The 16,665-nt window shown below is 65.9% G+C and carries 18 protein-coding genes; 14 read left to right on the forward strand and 4 right to left on the reverse strand.

All coding sequences use genetic code 11. The features are described from left to right. The first annotated feature begins 113 nt into the window (after positions 1-113). From rpsL to ACFWUP_RS11365, 5 genes are all read left to right on the forward strand, one after another. Complete coding sequence (gene rpsL, locus ACFWUP_RS11345; RefSeq protein WP_056814220.1) at positions 114-488, forward strand: 30S ribosomal protein S12; 375 nt, start codon at positions 114-116, stop codon at positions 486-488. Position 489: 1 nt separating this feature from the next. Further along, a complete protein-coding gene (gene rpsG, locus ACFWUP_RS11350; protein ID WP_056814216.1) occupies positions 490-960 on the forward strand; it encodes a 30S ribosomal protein S7 in 471 nt (156 codons plus the stop codon). A gap of 33 nt (positions 961-993) precedes the next feature. Then, a complete protein-coding gene (gene fusA, locus ACFWUP_RS11355; RefSeq protein ID WP_379233159.1) occupies positions 994-3,096 on the forward strand; it encodes an elongation factor G in 2,103 nt (700 codons plus the stop codon). A gap of 134 nt (positions 3,097-3,230) precedes the next feature. Continuing rightward, on the forward strand, positions 3,231-4,421 hold the full coding sequence (tuf, locus tag ACFWUP_RS11360; protein ID WP_358109020.1) for an elongation factor Tu: 1,191 nt from the start codon (positions 3,231-3,233) through the stop codon (positions 4,419-4,421). Positions 4,422-4,536: 115 nt separating this feature from the next. Beyond that, entirely contained in the window at positions 4,537-5,205 is a 669-nt protein-coding gene (locus tag ACFWUP_RS11365) for a DUF433 domain-containing protein (protein ID WP_379233161.1), read from the forward strand. A 59-nt stretch (positions 5,206-5,264) separates the two neighbouring features. On the opposite strand, the gene ACFWUP_RS11370 is transcribed toward ACFWUP_RS11365, so the two are convergent. Further along, complete coding sequence (locus ACFWUP_RS11370) at positions 5,265-5,696, reverse strand: PPOX class F420-dependent oxidoreductase (RefSeq protein ID WP_379233163.1); 432 nt, start codon at positions 5,694-5,696, stop codon at positions 5,265-5,267. Between the two features lie 272 nt (positions 5,697-5,968). On the opposite strand from ACFWUP_RS11370, the gene fusA (ACFWUP_RS11375) reads away from it, so the two are divergent. Then, positions 5,969-8,047, forward strand: coding sequence for an elongation factor G (fusA, locus tag ACFWUP_RS11375; RefSeq protein ID WP_379233165.1), 2,079 nt, complete (start codon positions 5,969-5,971; stop codon positions 8,045-8,047). A gap of 45 nt (positions 8,048-8,092) precedes the next feature. Here the strand turns inward: fusA (ACFWUP_RS11375) and ACFWUP_RS11380 are convergent, their stop codons facing one another. Next, a complete protein-coding gene (locus tag ACFWUP_RS11380; RefSeq protein WP_379233167.1) occupies positions 8,093-8,995 on the reverse strand; it encodes a helix-turn-helix transcriptional regulator in 903 nt (300 codons plus the stop codon). 103 nt (positions 8,996-9,098) lie between these two features. Here ACFWUP_RS11380 and ACFWUP_RS11385 point away from each other — a divergent pair, with 103 nt between their 5' ends. The 7 genes from ACFWUP_RS11385 (at position 9,099) to ACFWUP_RS11415 (ending at position 14,636) form a co-directional block, all read left to right on the forward strand. After that, entirely contained in the window at positions 9,099-10,631 is a 1,533-nt protein-coding gene (locus tag ACFWUP_RS11385) for an MFS transporter (RefSeq protein WP_379233169.1), read from the forward strand. Between the two features lie 25 nt (positions 10,632-10,656). Beyond that, positions 10,657-10,890 (forward strand): antitoxin, encoded by a 234-nt coding sequence (locus ACFWUP_RS11390; RefSeq protein ID WP_379233171.1) that lies wholly within the window; start codon positions 10,657-10,659, stop codon positions 10,888-10,890. Next, positions 10,887-11,285: a TA system VapC family ribonuclease toxin gene (locus ACFWUP_RS11395; protein WP_379233173.1), complete on the forward strand. Its 399-nt coding sequence runs from the start codon at positions 10,887-10,889 to the stop codon at positions 11,283-11,285. The genes ACFWUP_RS11390 and ACFWUP_RS11395 overlap by 4 nt, the downstream gene beginning before the upstream one ends. A 174-nt stretch (positions 11,286-11,459) precedes the next feature. Then, positions 11,460-12,659, forward strand: a complete 1,200-nt coding sequence (locus ACFWUP_RS11400; RefSeq protein ID WP_379233175.1) for an NAD(P)/FAD-dependent oxidoreductase — start codon at positions 11,460-11,462, stop codon at positions 12,657-12,659. A 96-nt stretch (positions 12,660-12,755) separates the two neighbouring features. Continuing rightward, positions 12,756-12,968 carry a hypothetical protein gene (locus ACFWUP_RS11405; RefSeq protein WP_379233177.1) on the forward strand — a complete coding sequence of 71 codons (213 nt, stop codon included), beginning with the start codon at positions 12,756-12,758 and terminating at the stop codon, positions 12,966-12,968. Between the two features lie 44 nt (positions 12,969-13,012). Then, entirely contained in the window at positions 13,013-13,777 is a 765-nt protein-coding gene (locus ACFWUP_RS11410; RefSeq protein WP_379233179.1) for a glutamate racemase, read from the forward strand. Positions 13,778-13,868: 91 nt separating this feature from the next. Beyond that, positions 13,869-14,636, forward strand: a complete 768-nt coding sequence (locus tag ACFWUP_RS11415) for a DNA alkylation repair protein (protein ID WP_379233181.1) — start codon at positions 13,869-13,871, stop codon at positions 14,634-14,636. A 12-nt stretch (positions 14,637-14,648) separates the two neighbouring features. On the opposite strand, the gene ACFWUP_RS11420 is transcribed toward ACFWUP_RS11415, so the two are convergent. Further along, complete coding sequence (locus ACFWUP_RS11420; RefSeq protein WP_379233183.1) at positions 14,649-15,704, reverse strand: 2Fe-2S iron-sulfur cluster-binding protein; 1,056 nt, start codon at positions 15,702-15,704, stop codon at positions 14,649-14,651. A 37-nt stretch (positions 15,705-15,741) separates the two neighbouring features. Next, the gene (gene mftR2, locus ACFWUP_RS11425; RefSeq protein WP_379233185.1) at positions 15,742-16,374 is read right to left on the reverse strand and encodes a mycofactocin system transcriptional regulator MftR2; all 633 of its coding nucleotides are present in this window, start codon (positions 16,372-16,374) and stop codon (positions 15,742-15,744) included. Between the two features lie 185 nt (positions 16,375-16,559). Here mftR2 and mftA point away from each other — a divergent pair, with 185 nt between their 5' ends. Next, positions 16,560-16,664, forward strand: a complete 105-nt coding sequence (mftA, locus tag ACFWUP_RS11430; protein ID WP_379233187.1) for a mycofactocin precursor MftA — start codon at positions 16,560-16,562, stop codon at positions 16,662-16,664. Position 16,665 lies beyond the last annotated feature (1 nt).

A 16,665-nucleotide genomic window follows, 5' to 3' on the forward strand; every position in this document is an offset into this window, starting at 1 on the left:
GCGACACGCCCGACCACGGGTTAACGGAAACGTGGTCTGACGTGCGGGTGAAAGCTCGATGAACTGCAAGACACTGCACACCAAGCGCAATTACCAATAAGGAAAGCCGGTCTATGCCAACCATCAACCAGCTGGTCCGCAAGGGTCGCCGCGACAAGGTCACCAAGACCAAGACTGCGGCCCTCAAGGGGAGCCCGCAGCGTCGTGGCGTGTGCACTCGCGTGTACACCACCACCCCCAAGAAGCCGAACTCCGCGCTCCGTAAGGTCGCGCGTGTTCGCCTGACCAGCGCGATCGAGGTCACGGCGTACATCCCCGGTGAAGGCCACAACCTGCAGGAGCACTCGATGGTGCTCGTTCGCGGCGGTCGTGTGAAGGACCTTCCTGGTGTCCGTTACAAGATCATCCGTGGATCGCTCGACACCCAGGGCGTGAAGAACCGCAAGCAGGCGCGCAGCCGCTACGGCGCCAAGAAGGAGAAGAGCTGATATGCCACGCAAGGGCCCCGCACCCAAGCGTCCGCTGATCAACGACCCGGTCTACGGGTCCCCGCTGGTCACTCAGCTGGTCAACAAGATCCTCATGGACGGCAAGAAGTCGACCGCCGAGCGTATCGTTTACGGTGCTCTCGAGCAGGCGCGTGAGAAGACCGGCACCGATCCGGTCGTCACCCTCAAGCGCGCGCTGGACAACGTCAAGCCCGCCCTCGAGGTGAAGCCCCGTCGTGTCGGTGGCGCCACCTACCAGGTGCCGGTCGAGGTCCGTCCGGGCCGCGCCAACACCCTCGCGCTGCGCTGGCTGGTCAGCTACTCCCGCGCCCGTCGCGAGAAGACCATGGTCGAGCGTCTCGCCAACGAGCTCCTCGATGCCAGCAACGGCCTCGGTGCCGCTGTGAAGCGTCGCGAAGACACCCACAAGATGGCCGAGTCGAACCGGGCCTTCGCGCACTACCGCTGGTGATAGTCCGGCCCGTCACTTAAAAGGGAGAATTTCGTGGCACAGGACGTGCTCACCGACCTGAACAAGGTCCGCAACATCGGCATCATGGCCCACATCGATGCGGGCAAGACCACCACGACCGAACGCATCCTGTTCTACACCGGTATCACGTACAAGATCGGTGAAGTTCACGACGGCGCGGCCACGATGGACTGGATGGAGCAGGAGCAGGAGCGTGGTATCACCATCACCTCCGCGGCTACCACCTGCTTCTGGAAAGACAACCAGATCAACATCATCGACACCCCCGGGCACGTCGACTTCACCGTCGAGGTGGAGCGTTCGCTCCGTGTCCTCGACGGCGCTGTCGCGGTGTTCGACGGCAAAGAGGGTGTCGAGCCCCAGTCCGAGCAGGTGTGGCGTCAGGCCGACAAGTACGACGTGCCGCGTATCTGCTTCGTGAACAAGATGGACAAGCTCGGTGCGGATTTCTACTTCACCGTGCAGACCATCAAGGACCGTCTCGGCGCTCGTCCGCTCGTGATCCAGCTGCCCATCGGCGCTGAGAACGACTTCGAGGGCATCGTCGACCTGGTCGAGAACAATGCCAAGGTCTGGAAGGGCGAGACCAAGCTCGGCGAAGAGTACGAGGTCGTCGAGATCCCTGAGGACCTCAAGGAGAAGGCCGCGCAGTACCGTCAGGAACTGCTCGAGACCGTCGCCGAGTCCGACGAGGCACTGCTCGAGAAGTTCTTCGGTGGCGAGGATCTCACCATCGAGGAGATCAAGGGCGCCATCCGCAAGATGACGGTCAACTCCGAGCTGTACCCGGTGCTGTGTGGTTCCGCGTTCAAGAACAAGGGCGTGCAGCCCATGCTCGACGCGGTCATCGATTACCTGCCTTCCCCGCTGGACGTTGAGGCCACCACCGGCCACATCCCCGGCAAGGAAGAGGAGCTGGTCACCCGCAAGCCCAACGTCGAGGATCCGTTCGCGGCCCTGGCGTTCAAGATCGCGGTGCACCCGTTCTTCGGTGAGCTCACCTACATCCGGGTGTACTCGGGTCAGGTTGCCTCCGGTGCCCAGGTCGTGAACTCGACCAAGGGCAAGAAGGAGCGTCTGGGCAAGCTGTTCCAGATGCACTCCAACAAGGAGAACCCGGTCACCGCGGCGTCGGCAGGCCACATCTACGCGGTCATCGGCCTGAAGGACACCACCACCGGTGACACCCTGTCCGACGCGCAGAACCAGGTCGTCCTCGAGTCGATGACCTTCCCGGATCCGGTCATCGAGGTCTCGATCGAGCCCAAGACCAAGTCCGACCAGGAAAAGCTCGGCACCGCGATCCAGAAGCTGGCGCGCGAAGACCCGACGTTCTCGGTCAAGCTCGACCAGGAGACCGGCCAGACCGTCATCGGCGGCATGGGCGAGCTCCACCTCGACATCCTCGTCGACCGTATGCGTCGCGAGTTCAAGGTCGAGGCGAACGTCGGCAAGCCGCAGGTGGCCTACCGCGAGACCATCACCAAGAAGGTCGAAAAGCACGAGTTCACCCACAAGAAGCAGACGGGTGGCTCCGGCCAGTTCGCGAAGGTCATCATCGCCCTCGAGCCGTTCGTCGGCGAGGACGGCGCGACCTACGAGTTCGAGAACAAGGTCTCCGGCGGTCGCGTGCCCCGTGAGTACATCCCGTCGGTCGACGCGGGCGCCCAGGATGCCATGCAGTACGGCGTGCTCGCCGGCTACCCGCTGGTGAACCTGAAGGTCAGCCTGCTCGACGGCGCGTACCACGACGTCGACTCCTCGGAAATGGCGTTCAAGATCGCGGGTTCGCAGGCCCTCAAGGAAGCGGCCCGTAAGGCCGGTCCGGTGATCCTCGAGCCGCTCATGGCGGTCGAGGTCATCACGCCCGAGGATTATATGGGCGATGTGATCGGCGACCTCAACTCCCGCCGTGGCCAGATTCAGGCCATGGAGGAACGCAGTGGTGCCCGTGTCGTCAAGGCGCTGGTTCCGCTCTCGGAGATGTTCGGTTACATCGGTGACCTGCGGTCCAAGACCCAGGGTCGCGCGAACTACTCCATGGTGTTCGCCCAGTACGCAGAGGTTCCGGCCAATGTGTCCAAGGAGATCATCGCAAAGGCGACCGGCGAATAAAACCCTCTTGCGGTCCAGTGGCACACTGGACCGCAGGTGCCGGGCGTCAAGTAATACCCCGATCCCCGCGGCCAGTGGGGATGACACACGCACTGCTGCAAATGCACGCACAACAAGTCCAGGAGGACCCAAAAGTGGCGAAGGCGAAGTTCGAGCGGACGAAGCCGCACGTCAACATCGGCACCATCGGTCACGTCGACCATGGCAAGACCACGCTGACTGCAGCGATCACCAAGGTGCTGGCTGACAAGTTCCCGGATCTGAACGACGCGTTCGCGTTCGATCAGATCGACAAGGCGCCGGAGGAGAAGGCTCGTGGTATCACGATCAACATCTCCCACGTCGAGTACCAGACCGATAAGCGCCACTACGCGCACGTCGACGCCCCGGGCCACGCGGACTACATCAAGAACATGATCACCGGTGCGGCCCAGATGGACGGCGCCATCCTGGTCGTCGCGGCCACCGATGGCCCGATGCCGCAGACTCGCGAGCACGTGCTGCTCGCCCGTCAGGTCGGCGTGCCCTACATCCTGGTCGCGCTGAACAAGTCGGACATGGTCGACGATGAGGAAATCCTCGAGCTCGTCGAGATGGAGGTCCGCGAACTGCTGGCCTCGCAGGAATTCGACGAGGACGCGCCGGTCGTGCGCGTTTCCGGTCTGAAGGCCCTCGAGGGCGACGAGAAGTGGGCCGAGGCCATCGTCGAGCTCATGCAGGCCGTCGACGACTCGATCCCGGACCCGGTCCGCGAGACCGAGCTCCCGTTCCTGATGCCCGTTGAGGACGTCTTCACGATCACCGGTCGTGGCACCGTCGTCACCGGTCGTGTCGAGCGCGGCATCGTCAACGTGAACGAGGAGGTGGAAATCGTCGGCATCAAGGAGAAGTCGACCAAGACCACCGTCACCGGTATCGAGATGTTCCGCAAGCTGCTCGACCAGGGCCAGGCGGGCGACAACGTCGGCCTGCTGGTTCGTGGCATCAAGCGCGAAGATGTCGAGCGTGGCCAGGTTGTCGTCAAGCCGGGCACCACGACTCCCCACACGGAGTTCGAGGGCCAGGCGTACATCCTGTCGAAGGACGAGGGCGGCCGCCACACCCCGTTCTTCAACAACTACCGCCCGCAGTTCTACTTCCGTACCACGGACGTGACCGGCGTCGTTACCCTCCCCGAGGGCACCGAGATGGTCATGCCCGGCGACAACACCGAGATGCTGGTCAAGCTGATCCAGCCGGTCGCCATGGACGAAGGCCTGCGCTTCGCGATCCGCGAGGGTGGCCGCACCGTCGGTGCCGGTCGCGTCACGAAGATCATCAAGTGAGTCTGTAAGACCCACTGCACAACCCGAACGGCGTCGCTCCCCTGGGAGCGGCGCCGTTCGGCGTTTCCGGAAAGCCGGGCCTGCGGCCAGCGGCCCAGTGGATACCATCGCACTTGTGTTCCACCACGCGAGGATTACTTTCGACCCGGATCAACTCGGCGGCCGACCGTGTATCCGCGGTATGCGGATCAGCGTCGCAGACGTGTTGGAACTCCTTGCCGAGGGCGAAAGCGAAGACGCCATCCTCGAGGCATTCCCCTACCTGGAGCGCGAAGACATCCGCGCCTGCCTAACCTTTGCCGCGGTCGAGGTCGACCGTCCCCGTCCTGCGGATCGCATCTCGGGCCAGTTCCGAATGCCGATTCAGAACGTTTTCACCGTCAACGGCACCGTGGTGGTCTCGGGCCGTGTCGACAGTGGTGTGGTCCACACGGGTGACGAGATCGAGATAGTCGGCGACGGTGGGTCGATTGCCGCAACTGTCGCTTGGGTGGATTTCCTGTGCTGGCGAGGAGACGGTGATCCCTATGCCCGTGCGGGCGACAACACTTCGCTGCGGCTGAAGCGAGTTCGTCCAGGTCAGTTACGAATCGGCTGGATTGCGACCGGGGTCGCGCGCCAAGACGACACGGTCAGCGGCGCGCCGCTCGACGACATGCAGCGGTTGCGTCGGGTCGAGGCGGCGCAACGATTCTTCGAGCGTGGTCAGCGTGGCGATTTCGACAACGCGTCCGCGGCGCATCGGGACGCCAAGGCAGCTCGCAAACGAGCCTTCGAGTCGTGATCCGGTTCAGGCAGCCCTATGTGGTGATTGCGCCGTGGTCGAGTCGCCACAAGTAGGCCTCAGCGGATTTTGGCGCCGTAGACGTGTTCTACGGACAGTGCCATGAGTACGCGACGGTCCGAGACCATCACCTCGCGATACTCGTTCCAGTCAGGGTGCTCGCCAGCCGCTGCGCGGTAGTAGCCGACCAGGGCCTCGACCTCCGGCCCGTGAGGATCAGTGCCAGGGCCGGTCAAGGTGGCGGTGCCTTCGGCGGTGGCCCATGACCATCCGTCGGCACTGGTGACTTCGAGGGCGGCGCGGGGGTCGCGGCGGAGGTTGGCGGTTTTGGCGCGGCCTTCGGTCATGGAGACGTAGATGATGCCCGCCTCGCGGTCGTAGTGCGGCGTGACGGGGGACAGTTGCGGGCGTCCGTCGGATTTGATGGTGGCGAGGATGCCGAGGCGGGAGTCGGCGATGAGGGCGTGCAGGTCGAGGGGGGTTTCGGGCATCGGTGGGCTCCTTGGGGTGGCGGGGCTGCTCGTTGGGACGAACTGTGATGTGCGCGCGTTTATGCCCGGAGCGCGAAAATCCTGTCGACAGACAGCAATCGGTCGCGTAGAACTTGACCCATGGTTACAGCACTTCCGCAGCCGCGGTTCTAGTTCGCATCGGGTCATGATGGCGCCGATGCGGCGCCGCGTGATCCGACGCCCGTGCCGTTCCCGGAACGCCCGACAGGCGAGCGTCGATTCATCGACCGGAACCAGCCTGGGGGATTCCCATGACCAGAATCGATCTCGCCCGAATACGCAATATCGGCATCGCCGCCCACATCGACGCGGGCAAGACCACCACCACCGAACGAATCCTGTTCTACACCGGCGTCACCCGCACCCTCGGTGAGGTGCACGACGGCACCGCGGTGATGGATCGGATGATCCAGGAACGCGAACACGGCATCACCATCACGGCCGCGGCGACCACCTGCTGGTGGAACGAACACCAGATCACCATCCTCGACACCCCCGGCCACGTCGACTTCACCGTCGAGGTGGAGCGTTCGCTGCGGGTGCTCGACGGTGCGGTCGCGGTGTTCGACGCCAAGGAAGGCGTTGAGCCGCAATCGGAACAGGTGTGGCGTCAAGCCGACAAGTACGGCGTCCCGCGCGTCTGCTTCGTGAACAAGATGGACAAGCTCGGTGCCGACTTCGCGTTCACCGTGCGGACCATTGCGGAGCGACTCCGGGTGCGCCCGTTGGTGATTCAGCTGCCGATCGGTGCCGAACGCGAGTTCGAGGGAATCATCGACCTGGTCGAGATGACCGCGAAGGTGTGGCGTGGCGACACCGACCGTGGCACCCACTTCGAGACCATCGAGATCCCGGAAGACCTGCGTGCCAAGGCCTTCCAGCATCGCGAGGCGCTGGAGGCGGCGGTCGCCGAAGCCGACGAGGAAGTGCTGGAGCGCTACCTCGCAGGCAAGCCGATCGCCGTCGACATGCTGAAGGCCGCCATCCGGCGGATGACGATCGACGCGCAGGCCTACCCGGTTCTGTGCGGCTCGGCACTGGCCAACATCGGCGTGCAACCGCTGCTGGACGCCGTCGTCGACTACCTACCGTCGCCGCTGGATGTCGTTGCTGTGCACGGATTCTCGCCGGAAGGTGAGCACATCCACCGAGCGCCCGATATCGCCAAGCCGTTCGCGGCCCTGGCGTTCAAGGTCGCGCTGCACCCGTTCTTCGGCAAGCTCGTGTACCTGCGGGTGTACTCCGGTACCGCCGAACCCGGTGCGACCGTACTGAATTCGACCAATGGACGAAAGGAGCGCTTGGGCAAGCTGTTCCAGATGCATTCGAGCACCGAGATCGCCGTCGAGCGGGTGCAGGCCGGGCAGATCTGTGCCGTGATCGGCCTGAAGGCGACGGGAACCGGCGACACCCTGTGCGATCGGGAAGCCCCCGTCGTGCTGGAGTCGATGACGTTCCCCGACCCCGTACTCGCCGTCTCGATCGAACCGAGGACCCGCGCCGACCAGGACAAACTGGGCACCGCCCTGGCTCGCCTGGCCGACGAGGACCCGACGTTCACCGTGCACGTCGACGCCGAAACCGGCCAGACGGTCATCGGCGGCATGGGCGAACTGCATCTGGAGATCCTGGTCGACCGGATGAAACGCGAGTTCCGGGTTGACGCCGACATCGGCGCCCCCCGCGTGGCCTATCGCGAAACCATCACCGCCGCAGTCGATCTGTTCGAGTACACCCACCGCAAGCAACAGGGTGGGCACGGGCAGTTCGCCAAGGTGGTGATCGCGCTGGCACCACACGTGGCCGATGACGACGCGATCTACGAGTTCGAGAGCCGGGTCACCGGCGGGCGCGTGCCACGGGAGTACATCCCCGCGGTGGACGCGGGCGCACAGGATGCGCTGCGCGTCGGCACGCTCGCCGGCTTCCCCCTGGTGAACGTGAAGGTGACGCTGCTCGACGGCGCCGCCCACGTGCAGGATTCGTCGGAGCTGGCGTTCCGTCTGGCGGGCGCGGCGGCGGTGCGTGCGGCAATCGCGCGGGCGAAGCCGGTCCTGCTCGAACCGGTGATGGCCGTCGAGGTCGTCACGCCGGAGGAGTACGTCGGCGAGGTGATCGGTGACCTCAACGCCCGCCGTGGCCGGGTCACCGAGCTCACCGAACGTGGCGGCGCGCATGTCATCCGCGCGCTGACCCCGCTCCAAGAGATGTTCGGCTACATCGGGGACCTACGATCGAAAACTCGTGGCCGAGCGAACTATTCGATGGTGTTCGATTCCTACGCCCCGGTCCCGCCGGGTGCGGCAGGGGCGATCATCGCAGGTAGCTGATCGAAACCGGTGGCGTCGCCAGTGCGGCGTCACCGGTTCGTCGGTCTAGGTGTGGGTTCCGTCCGATGTCTCGGAGTCGACCATCGCCGGAAGCTGTTGTGCCCCGGCGGATCCGGCAGTCAGCAGGCGCAGCGCATCGGCCGAACTCTCATCGCGCGCGGTGTAGATCTCGAGCCGGTGGTCGGGACTGTCGGGCTGCAACCACACCTGATAGTCGACATCGACGCGCCCGACCGTCGGATGACGCAGATCCATGGGTCCGACAGTGCAATCGGTGACCTCCGCAGCGGCCCACAACGTCGCGAAAGTCGCACTGCGCATGGCGAGTTCGCCGATCAGCTCGGCCAGATGCCCGTCGGTGGGGTACCTTCCCGCGGTGAGTCGCAGGTAGCCGACGTGGATGCGGGCGAGCTCGTCCCAATTCCGGTACAGGTCCCTGGCGTGCGGATCGAGGAAGAACAGTCGCGGAATCGACGGGCGTTGCGCGGGATCGTCGGGCGCGGTGAAATCGACGTGCTCGGCGACGAGCGCGTGCCCCGCACGATTCCAGGCGAGCACATCGCCACGGCGACCGAGGACCACGGCGGGCATCGTGTCACCGAGTGAGGTGAGCAGCGTGAGGACCCGAGGGTGTGGCTGCTCCGGTTCGTCTCTGACCAGCCGGGGGACCGACGGTTGGCCCGCGAGATTGTGCAGGTGGGTCGTCTCGGCGGGGTCGAGCTGCAGCACCCGGGCGAGGGCGTCGATCACCTGCGCGGAGACGGTGCCTGCCTGGTCCTGTTCGAGGCGCGTGTAGTACCCGGCGCTGACGCCGGCGAGCTGAGCCAGCTCCTCGCGACGCAGGCCCGGCACCCGGCGGGTGACGCCGAAGGTGCGCAGTCCGATCCGTTCCGGGGTGGTGCGGTCGCGGCGGGACTTGAGGAACGTTCCGAGGCTTTCCAACTCCATCCTTCCCATCGTAGGCACCGGGGGTGGGTCCTGCGTACCTCGCCCAGGTGTACCCACGTCAGGGGTCTGGTTGCCGCCGCCGTCCGATCGCAGGGTGAGTGGCATGAATCGAACCCGAAACACCGAGGTGTGCTCCTGGCTCGGCCTGCTGGTGGTCCTCGGCCCCGTGCTGCTCGTCGCGATGGACGGCTCGGTGCTGTTCCTGACGATGCCCGCCATCACCGACGCCCTGTCACCCTCGGCCGACCAATCCCTGTGGATCCTGGACAGTTACGGCTTCGCGGTCGGCTCCCTGCTGATCGCGTTCGGCACCATCGGCGACCGCTACGGCCGCAAGCGCCTGCTGATGATCGGCGCGGCGATCTTCGGCCTCGGTTCGGTGGGAGCGGCCTTCGCCACCAGCCCCGAACTGCTGATCGCCTTCCGCGTCCTGATGGGTGTGGCCGGTGCGACGCTGTTGCCGTCGGCGCTCGCCGTACTCGGCACCCTGTTCACCGACCCACGCAAGCGTGCCCAAGCCATCGGCATCTTCGCCGCCACCTTCGCCGCGGGTTTCGCGATCGGCCCGATCGTCGCCGGTCAGCTGTTGACTCATTTCTGGTGGGGGTCGGTGCTGCTGATCAATGTGCCCGTGGTGCTGGTGTTCCTGGTGCTGGCGCCGATCCTGCTCGGTGAGGTGCGGGGGAGCGGCGGTGTCGGCGTCGATATAGTCAGCGTGCTCACCTCGGCCTCCGGTCTGCTGCTGAGCATGTATGCGGTGAAGCATGTTGCCGCGGAAGGCGTCTCGACCGGGCCGATGATTCTCGGCATCGCGGGTGTGGCGCTGCTCGCGGTGTTCGGTCGCAGGCAACGACGCATCGACAACCCGCTGATCGACTTCACCCTCTTCCGCAACCCCGTCTTCACCATCGCGATCATCACCGGGTTCCTGCCCTTGGCGGCCTGGTCGGCGACCGCGTACCTGGCGGCCACCTACCTGCAATCCGTCCTCGGCCTGTCCATCGCCGACGCCGCACTCCTCGCGGTCCCCGGAGCCCTCGTCCTCACCGTGGCCGCCGTCGTCACCCCGGCCGTCGTGACCCGCATCGGCCACTCGACCGCCCTGATCACCGCCCACTTCACGATCGCGGCCGGCCTACTACTGCTGTTGCCGACCGGCACCGGCGCCGGTATCGGCTGGTACATCGCCGCAACCGCCGTCGCGGGCATCGGTTACGGCATCTCGTTCAGTGTGGTCGCCGACATCGCCGTCGCCGCCGTCCCCACCGAACGCGCAGGCTCCGCCGCCGCCCTGGCCGAAACAGCCAACGAACTCGGCAACGCCCTTGGCATCGCCCTGCTCGGCTCCCTAGCCGCCGCCCTCTTCCGTCTCAACGGCCCCGACCTCGCCCCCACCCTCCCCGAAACACTCCACCTCGCCCTCGCCCCCGCCACCCTCGAGGACGCCCGCACAGCCTTCACCACCGGACTACACGTCGTCGCCACTGTTGCCGCCACCTTGCACGCCGCCCTCGGCCTGACCGCCATCCGCATCCTGCGCGTGAGTCCGCAGCGCGAGCCGGTCGAGCCAGGATCGGCTGAGTTGGACGAGGCTCGCCGTGAGCACCTGGGCGATACTCGATACCTCGCATCATGATGCGAGTGATGCTAGTCTCGTTGTTGTGCGCACTACGATCGATCTCCCCGACGACCTGCATGCTCAGGCCATGGCCATCGCGCGCGACTCGCGCCGCAGCTTCAATCAGACTGTCGCGCTCCTCGTGCGTCGTGGTCTCAACCAGGGTGGCCAGGGTTGCCAAGGTGTTGTGTCCGAGAGTGAGCGGACCGGGCTCCCGACGATCACGCTGGGGAAGGTTGTCACCTCGGAGGACGTTCGTTCGCTGGAGGATGAGTGACTGCGCTGCTCGATGCCAATGTGCTGATCGCGCTGGTCGTTACCGATCACTCGCATCATGATGCAGCCGAGGAATGGTTCGCAGGGTCGTCGGTCAAGTTCGCAACCTGTCCGATCACTGAAGGCAGTCTCTTGCGGCTACTTCTGCGTGAAGGGCAGACTTCCGGTGCCGCGTTGAAGGCCCTCGAAGGTCTTTCGCAGCACGAGCGGCACGAATTCTGGCCGGACTCGATTCCGTTTGCGGGAGTCGAGATGGGGAGCGTCATCGTGCATCGTCAGGTGACCGACGCGTATCTAGCCGCGCTGGCGCGGTCGAATCGGGGACGGTTGGTTACCTTCGACAAAGGCCTGGTTGCCACACATCCGGATGTCACCGACCTCGTTGAGTCTGTCTGACCCGGAATCTGCATCTGAGGCGGTCGATGGCTCGGTCGTCGCGGCGTCTGGTTACGACGTGGGCAGCACAGCTGGGCCGTTGCACTGGTACAAACATCTAGGGCCGTAGTGGTCCGCGACACAGCAGAGCAAGGCATGGTGCGGTCGTGACCGAGCCTGCCGAGAGGACACAACATGAGCGCGCCCATCGTGATCGTCGGAGCGGGGCTGGCAGGCCTGCGGACGGCGGAGGAACTGCGTCGGGCGGGGTATGCGGGTGAGGTGGTGCTGCTCGGGGACGAGACTCGGCCGCCTTATGACCGTCCGCCGTTGTCGAAGCAGTTCGTGCGCGGGGAGACCGACGACACGACCCTTCGTCCGCCGGAGTTCTTCGTGGACAAGAACATCGAGCTGCGCCTCGGGACGGCCGTGACCGGCGTCGACACCGCAGCGCGCACCGTCGCACTGGCCGACGGCAGCACGCTCGCCTACGACCAACTGATCATCGCGACCGGTCTGCGCCCCCGCAGGCTCCCCGGTCTGCCCGCCGTCGCGGGCGTACACGTGCTGCGCGCGCACGAGGATGCGGCATCCCTGCGCGCCGAACTCGACGGCGCGGATCGCGCGCTGATCATCGGTGCCGGTTTCATCGGCTGCGAACTCGCCGCCAGCTTCCGCGCGGCCGGTGTCGAGGTAACCCTGATCGAACCGCAGCCGACCCCGCTGGCCTCGGTTCTCGGCGAACAGGTCGGCGCCCTGGTGGCACGTCTGCACCGCGACGAAGGCGTCGACCTGCGCTGCGGCGTCGGCGTCGACACCCTGCGTGCCGACGACTCCGGCCGGGTGCGTGGTGCGGTATGCACCGACGGCACCGAGATCGACGCCGACCTGGTCGTGGTGGGCGTGGGCTCGGTCCCCGTCACCGACTGGCTGGCCGATTCCGGCATCGAACTGGCCGAACGGTCCGCGGGCGGCGGCGTGCTCGCCGACGAGGTGGGCCGGACGAACGCCGACGCCGTCTGGGCCGTCGGCGACGTTGCCGCCTGGCAGCACAGCAGTGGCGTCCGCAAGCGCGTAGAACACTGGACCAGCGCGGGTGAACAAGCGAAACTCCTGGTCACCGCCCTCCTCGGCGGCGCACCGCCCACCATGGCCCGCGTCCCGTACTTCTGGAGCGACCAGTACGACCTCAAGATCCAGGCCCTCGGCACCCCGTCACCCGACGACGACGTCACCGTCGTCACCGACGACGGCCGCAGGTTCCTCGCCTACTACTCCCGCGACGGCATCCTCACCGCCGTCCTCGGCGCGGGCATGACCGCCCAGGTGATGAAACTGCGCGCCAAACTCGCCACCGAAACCCCGGTAGCCGACCTCCTCGCCGCCGCGGGCTGAGCACCTTCACAGACACCGCCCTCGCGAATGAGGGCGGTGTCCGAATTCGGCGCGGATCCCGGTCGATCCACCGAGGTCGCGATTACCGTGACCTGCGTGCGGTGTAGTGAGCTGTCGGCCGGTGAGGTCGTCTATTTCCCAGAGGGTCCGTTCGTCGGTCTGAGCGGGGTCGTCCTCGATGTCGACGCCGAGCTCTCGATGCTCCGGGTGGAGTTCGCCGAAGGGCTCGACCATCCCGGAAGTGGCGCCAAGCAGCAGCGGCGACGCACCGTGACCGTCGCCTTCGACGAGCTCGAGCTGGCGGTCTGACCGGTCGCGAAGGGTCGATTTCCGCCCTGTAATACGGTGTAGCAGTGATCGTCGCGCTCATCGATTCCGGCCTCGGCCTCTTGCCTACGGCTTCGTGGGTGCGCAAGCTGCGGCCCGATGTCGACCTGTTGCTGCTGCTCGACCCCGACAACGCACCGTGGGGTCCGAAGCCGGAGGACTGGGTCGTCGAGCGCGTTGTCGGCACGGCGCGCCAGGCGGTCGAACTCGGTGCCGAGGTGGTGGTGCTGCCGTGCAACACCGCCAGCGTCACCGCCCTCGACCATGTTCGCGCGGCCGTTGGCGACAAGATTCCGGTGATCGGCACCGTCCCCGCGATCAAACCCGCAGCGGCACAATGTAAATCGGTCGCGGTCTGGGCGACGGCGGCGACCACCGCCAGCCGCTATCAAGCCGACCTGATCGCCCGCTTCGGTGGCGACGCGAAGGTCGTCGGCGTCGCCTGTCACGGACTGGCCGACGCGATCGACCGCGGCGATGTCACCGCGATCCGCGCCTCGATCGCCGACTCCGCCGCCCGCACCCCCGCCGACGTCGAGGGCGTGGTCCTCGGCTGCACCCACTATCCGCTGGTCATCGACGCCATCGTCGCGGCCCTGCCCGACGGTGTGCGCATGTTCGACAGCGCCCCGGCCGTCGCCGCGCAGACGGTCCGCAAGATGGACGAACTCGGCCGCCCCACCACCGGCACCGGCACCGTCACCGTCCGCACCAGCGGGCGACCGGGCGAATTGCCCCCTGGTGCGGCGACATTCGAGTCCGGTCGCCTGCTCGGTGCGCTGCCCGCCTGATCGGCAGAGTCGGCGCCGACCACCTCCGCCTGAGCTCCGTCGGGGACAGTCGACGGGGTCGTCGCGAAGATGTCACCGCACCCCGTGTTGAATGAACCCCGACCCGGAGGTGCGTGTGTCCGAGATTCCCACCGCTGCACAGGTGCGCAAGACCCTCGCCGACCTGGCGAACCCCACTGACGCGCATCACCTGCAACGTTTCTTCAAAACCGGCCCCGGCGAATACGGCGAGGGCGACATCTTCCTCGGCATCCGAGTCCCCGCCACCAGAGGTGTGGCGAAACAGTTCCCCACATTGCCTCTCGCGCAGATCGACGAACTCCTCGACAGCCCTATGCACGAGGAACGCCTGGCCGCCCTGTTCATCCTCAATGCCCGCTTCGCCGCCGCATCGAAACCACGCGCCCGCGACGACAAGGCCCGCGAGGAGATGGTCGACCTCTACCTGGCGGCCGTCCGCAGAGGGCGAGTCAACAACTGGGATCTGGTCGACGCCTCCGCCGAGAACATCATCGGACCCTGGCTGCTCGACAAAGACGATCGCACCCTGCTTTTCGAACTGGCGCAACAGGATTCACTCTGGGAACGACGAGTCGCCCTGCTGTCCACGTTCGCCTTCATCAAGGCAGGTGACCCCAGCACCACCCTCGAACTCGCCGCGATCCTGAAAGAAGACCACCGAGACCTCATCCAGAAAGCACTCGGCTGGATGCTCAGAGAAGTGGGCAAGCGCGTCGACCCGGCGGCACTCACCGACTTCCTCAACGACAACGCGCCCGAATTGGGCCGCACCGCACTGAGTTACGCGACCGAGCACCTCGACCCGGAGCAGCGCGCCGCCTACCGGGCCATGCGCTAGAAGGGCCAAGCGCTAGAACTGGATCCGCAACCGATCGGTCACCGGTCGCGCCTGGCAGCCGAGGATGTAGCCGTTCTCGATGTCCTCGGGATCCAGGATCTCCGAATTGGCCATCTCCACTTTGCCTTCCAGCACGGTGCAAGCGCACGACCCGCACTCGCCCTCCTGGCAGGAGTAGGGCACGTCGAGCCCCTTGTCGAGCATGATGTCGACCAGCGTCTGCTTGCGCGGCCACGACATCTCGTGCACCTGCCCGTCGAGTTCCACCTCGACCGTCGCGGCGTCGGCCGCCTCGGCCTCGGACACCTCGACCGGCGCGTGGTCTTCGAACGGATCACCGGCGAGGGAATTGAACACCTCGGCGTGGGTTCGCGTGCGCGGCACATTCAGCGAGGCCAGCGCGTCGTGCACCAGATCCATGAACGGCTTCGGCCCACACATGAACGCCTCGTAGGCGGCGTACGGCGCGACCAGACCCGCCAGCATGTCGGCGGTGGGCAGACCGAGCAGCGGCTCGAGCCAGTGCACAACGGTCAACCGCTGCGGATACTTGCCCACGAGTTCGCGCAGCTCATCGGCGAAGATCACCGAATCGGCATCGCGATTGGCGTAGATCAGCACCACCTTGCCGCCACCCTGCGACAGCGCCGACTTCAGAATCGACATCACCGGCGTGATCCCGCTACCGGCACCGAACAGCAGCAGATCCTCGTCGAGGTTCTTGGGGGTGAACACGCCCGAGGGCGGCAGCACCTCGAGCTGGTCACCGGCGGAGATGTTGTCGCACAACCAGTTCGAGCCGTACCCGCCCTCGGTGCGCTTGACGGTCACCTTCGGCAGATCGTCGGTGAACGGCGAGCTGGCCAGCGAATAGCAGCGCGCGACCGACCCGGTCTGCTCGCTCGGGATGCGCAGCGTGAGGAACTGCCCGGGGGAGTAGGTGAAGCGCTCGCGCAGGTCGGCGGGCACCTCGAAGACCACGGAGTGGGTGTCGGCTGTTTCGGCGATCACCGCGGCGACCCGCAGCACCACCGAGCGTGAGCCGTGCGGAACCTCGACTGTGGTCATGTCGTCCTCTCGGGCAAAACTAGAACGTGTTTCAATTTCATGCTAGGCCGGGACGCGCCTGCAGGGCAAGCTGCGCCTCGAGTCCGGCGACCAGCACCTCCATCCCGAAGTCGTAGGAGTACTTGCCGCGCAGGTCGGACATGTACTTCGTGGCTCGGGCCACCGCCTCGGGCAGCAGCACATCCGCGGGCGCGGAACGATCGCGCGGGTTCACTCTGCTGCGGCCGAACAGGTAGGTGTGGATGGTCGCGTAGGCGGCCAGCACATTGCGGTCGGAAAAGCCCGCGTCGAACAGGATCTCCATCACGGCGTCGATCAGGTCGAGCTGCTTTCCGAGCATCTGCTCGAGCAGGATGTCGCCCAAGCCTGGATGCGTGCGCAGTTTATCGTCTATCTGATCGATCAGATCGCGCAGGCGCTCCTGCCACGGACCGGACTCGCGCGGCGGCTTGCGCACCCCGACCAGCGCGGCGCTGGCGACGAGATCGAGTAGCTCGCGTTTGTCGGCCACGTAGTAGTACGGCGCCATCGGCGACACCCCGAGCTCGCGCGAGAGCCGCCGCATCGAGAGCTTCTCGACACCGTCCTCGCGCACAACTTTCAGTGCCGCATCAACGATCTCGGCCTCGGAGAGTGTCGAACCAGCACCCGCCCCACCATGGTTACGCAAGCCTCTGCCTCACCTCTACTGCCGCCGGGCCATCAGCCCTTTTCCCATCCTGCCCTCCGGAAGTCTAGAGGGGTTCGCACGGGATGGGGGTGGGGTGTGGGCAGAGAAAGATTTTCCGATTCCACTCTTTATGGCAGTCACTGACGTTAAGGTCCGGGGTGACCGGCAACACACTGGAGGTAGTCATGTCCGAGAACACCACCCCTGCGACCGTCGAATCCGACTCCGACCTGGTCACCGAGACGCTGATCGAAGAGGTCAGCATCGACGGCATGTGCGGCGTGTACTGAC

Origin of the sequence: Nocardia sp. NPDC058658 (assembly GCF_042716665.1) — a bacterium.
Classification (GTDB): domain Bacteria; phylum Actinomycetota; class Actinomycetes; order Mycobacteriales; family Mycobacteriaceae; genus Nocardia.

Coding starts and splice junctions, on each gene's coding strand:
- ACFWUP_RS11385 (WP_379233169.1), top strand. CDS start 9,099: ATGAATCGAACCCGAAACACCGAGGTGTGCTCCTGGCTCGGCCTGCTG.
- rpsG (WP_056814216.1), top strand. CDS start 490: ATGCCACGCAAGGGCCCCGCACCCAAGCGTCCGCTGATCAACGACCCG.
- ACFWUP_RS11380 (WP_379233167.1), bottom strand. CDS start 8,995: ATGGAGTTGGAAAGCCTCGGAACGTTCCTCAAGTCCCGCCGCGACCGC.
- mftA (WP_379233187.1), top strand. CDS start 16,560: ATGTCCGAGAACACCACCCCTGCGACCGTCGAATCCGACTCCGACCTG.
- ACFWUP_RS11400 (WP_379233175.1), top strand. CDS start 11,460: ATGAGCGCGCCCATCGTGATCGTCGGAGCGGGGCTGGCAGGCCTGCGG.
- rpsL (WP_056814220.1), top strand. CDS start 114: ATGCCAACCATCAACCAGCTGGTCCGCAAGGGTCGCCGCGACAAGGTC.
- ACFWUP_RS11420 (WP_379233183.1), bottom strand. CDS start 15,704: ATGACCACAGTCGAGGTTCCGCACGGCTCACGCTCGGTGGTGCTGCGG.
- ACFWUP_RS11415 (WP_379233181.1), top strand. CDS start 13,869: ATGAACCCCGACCCGGAGGTGCGTGTGTCCGAGATTCCCACCGCTGCA.
- fusA (WP_379233165.1), top strand. CDS start 5,969: ATGACCAGAATCGATCTCGCCCGAATACGCAATATCGGCATCGCCGCC.
- ACFWUP_RS11370 (WP_379233163.1), bottom strand. CDS start 5,696: ATGCCCGAAACCCCCCTCGACCTGCACGCCCTCATCGCCGACTCCCGC.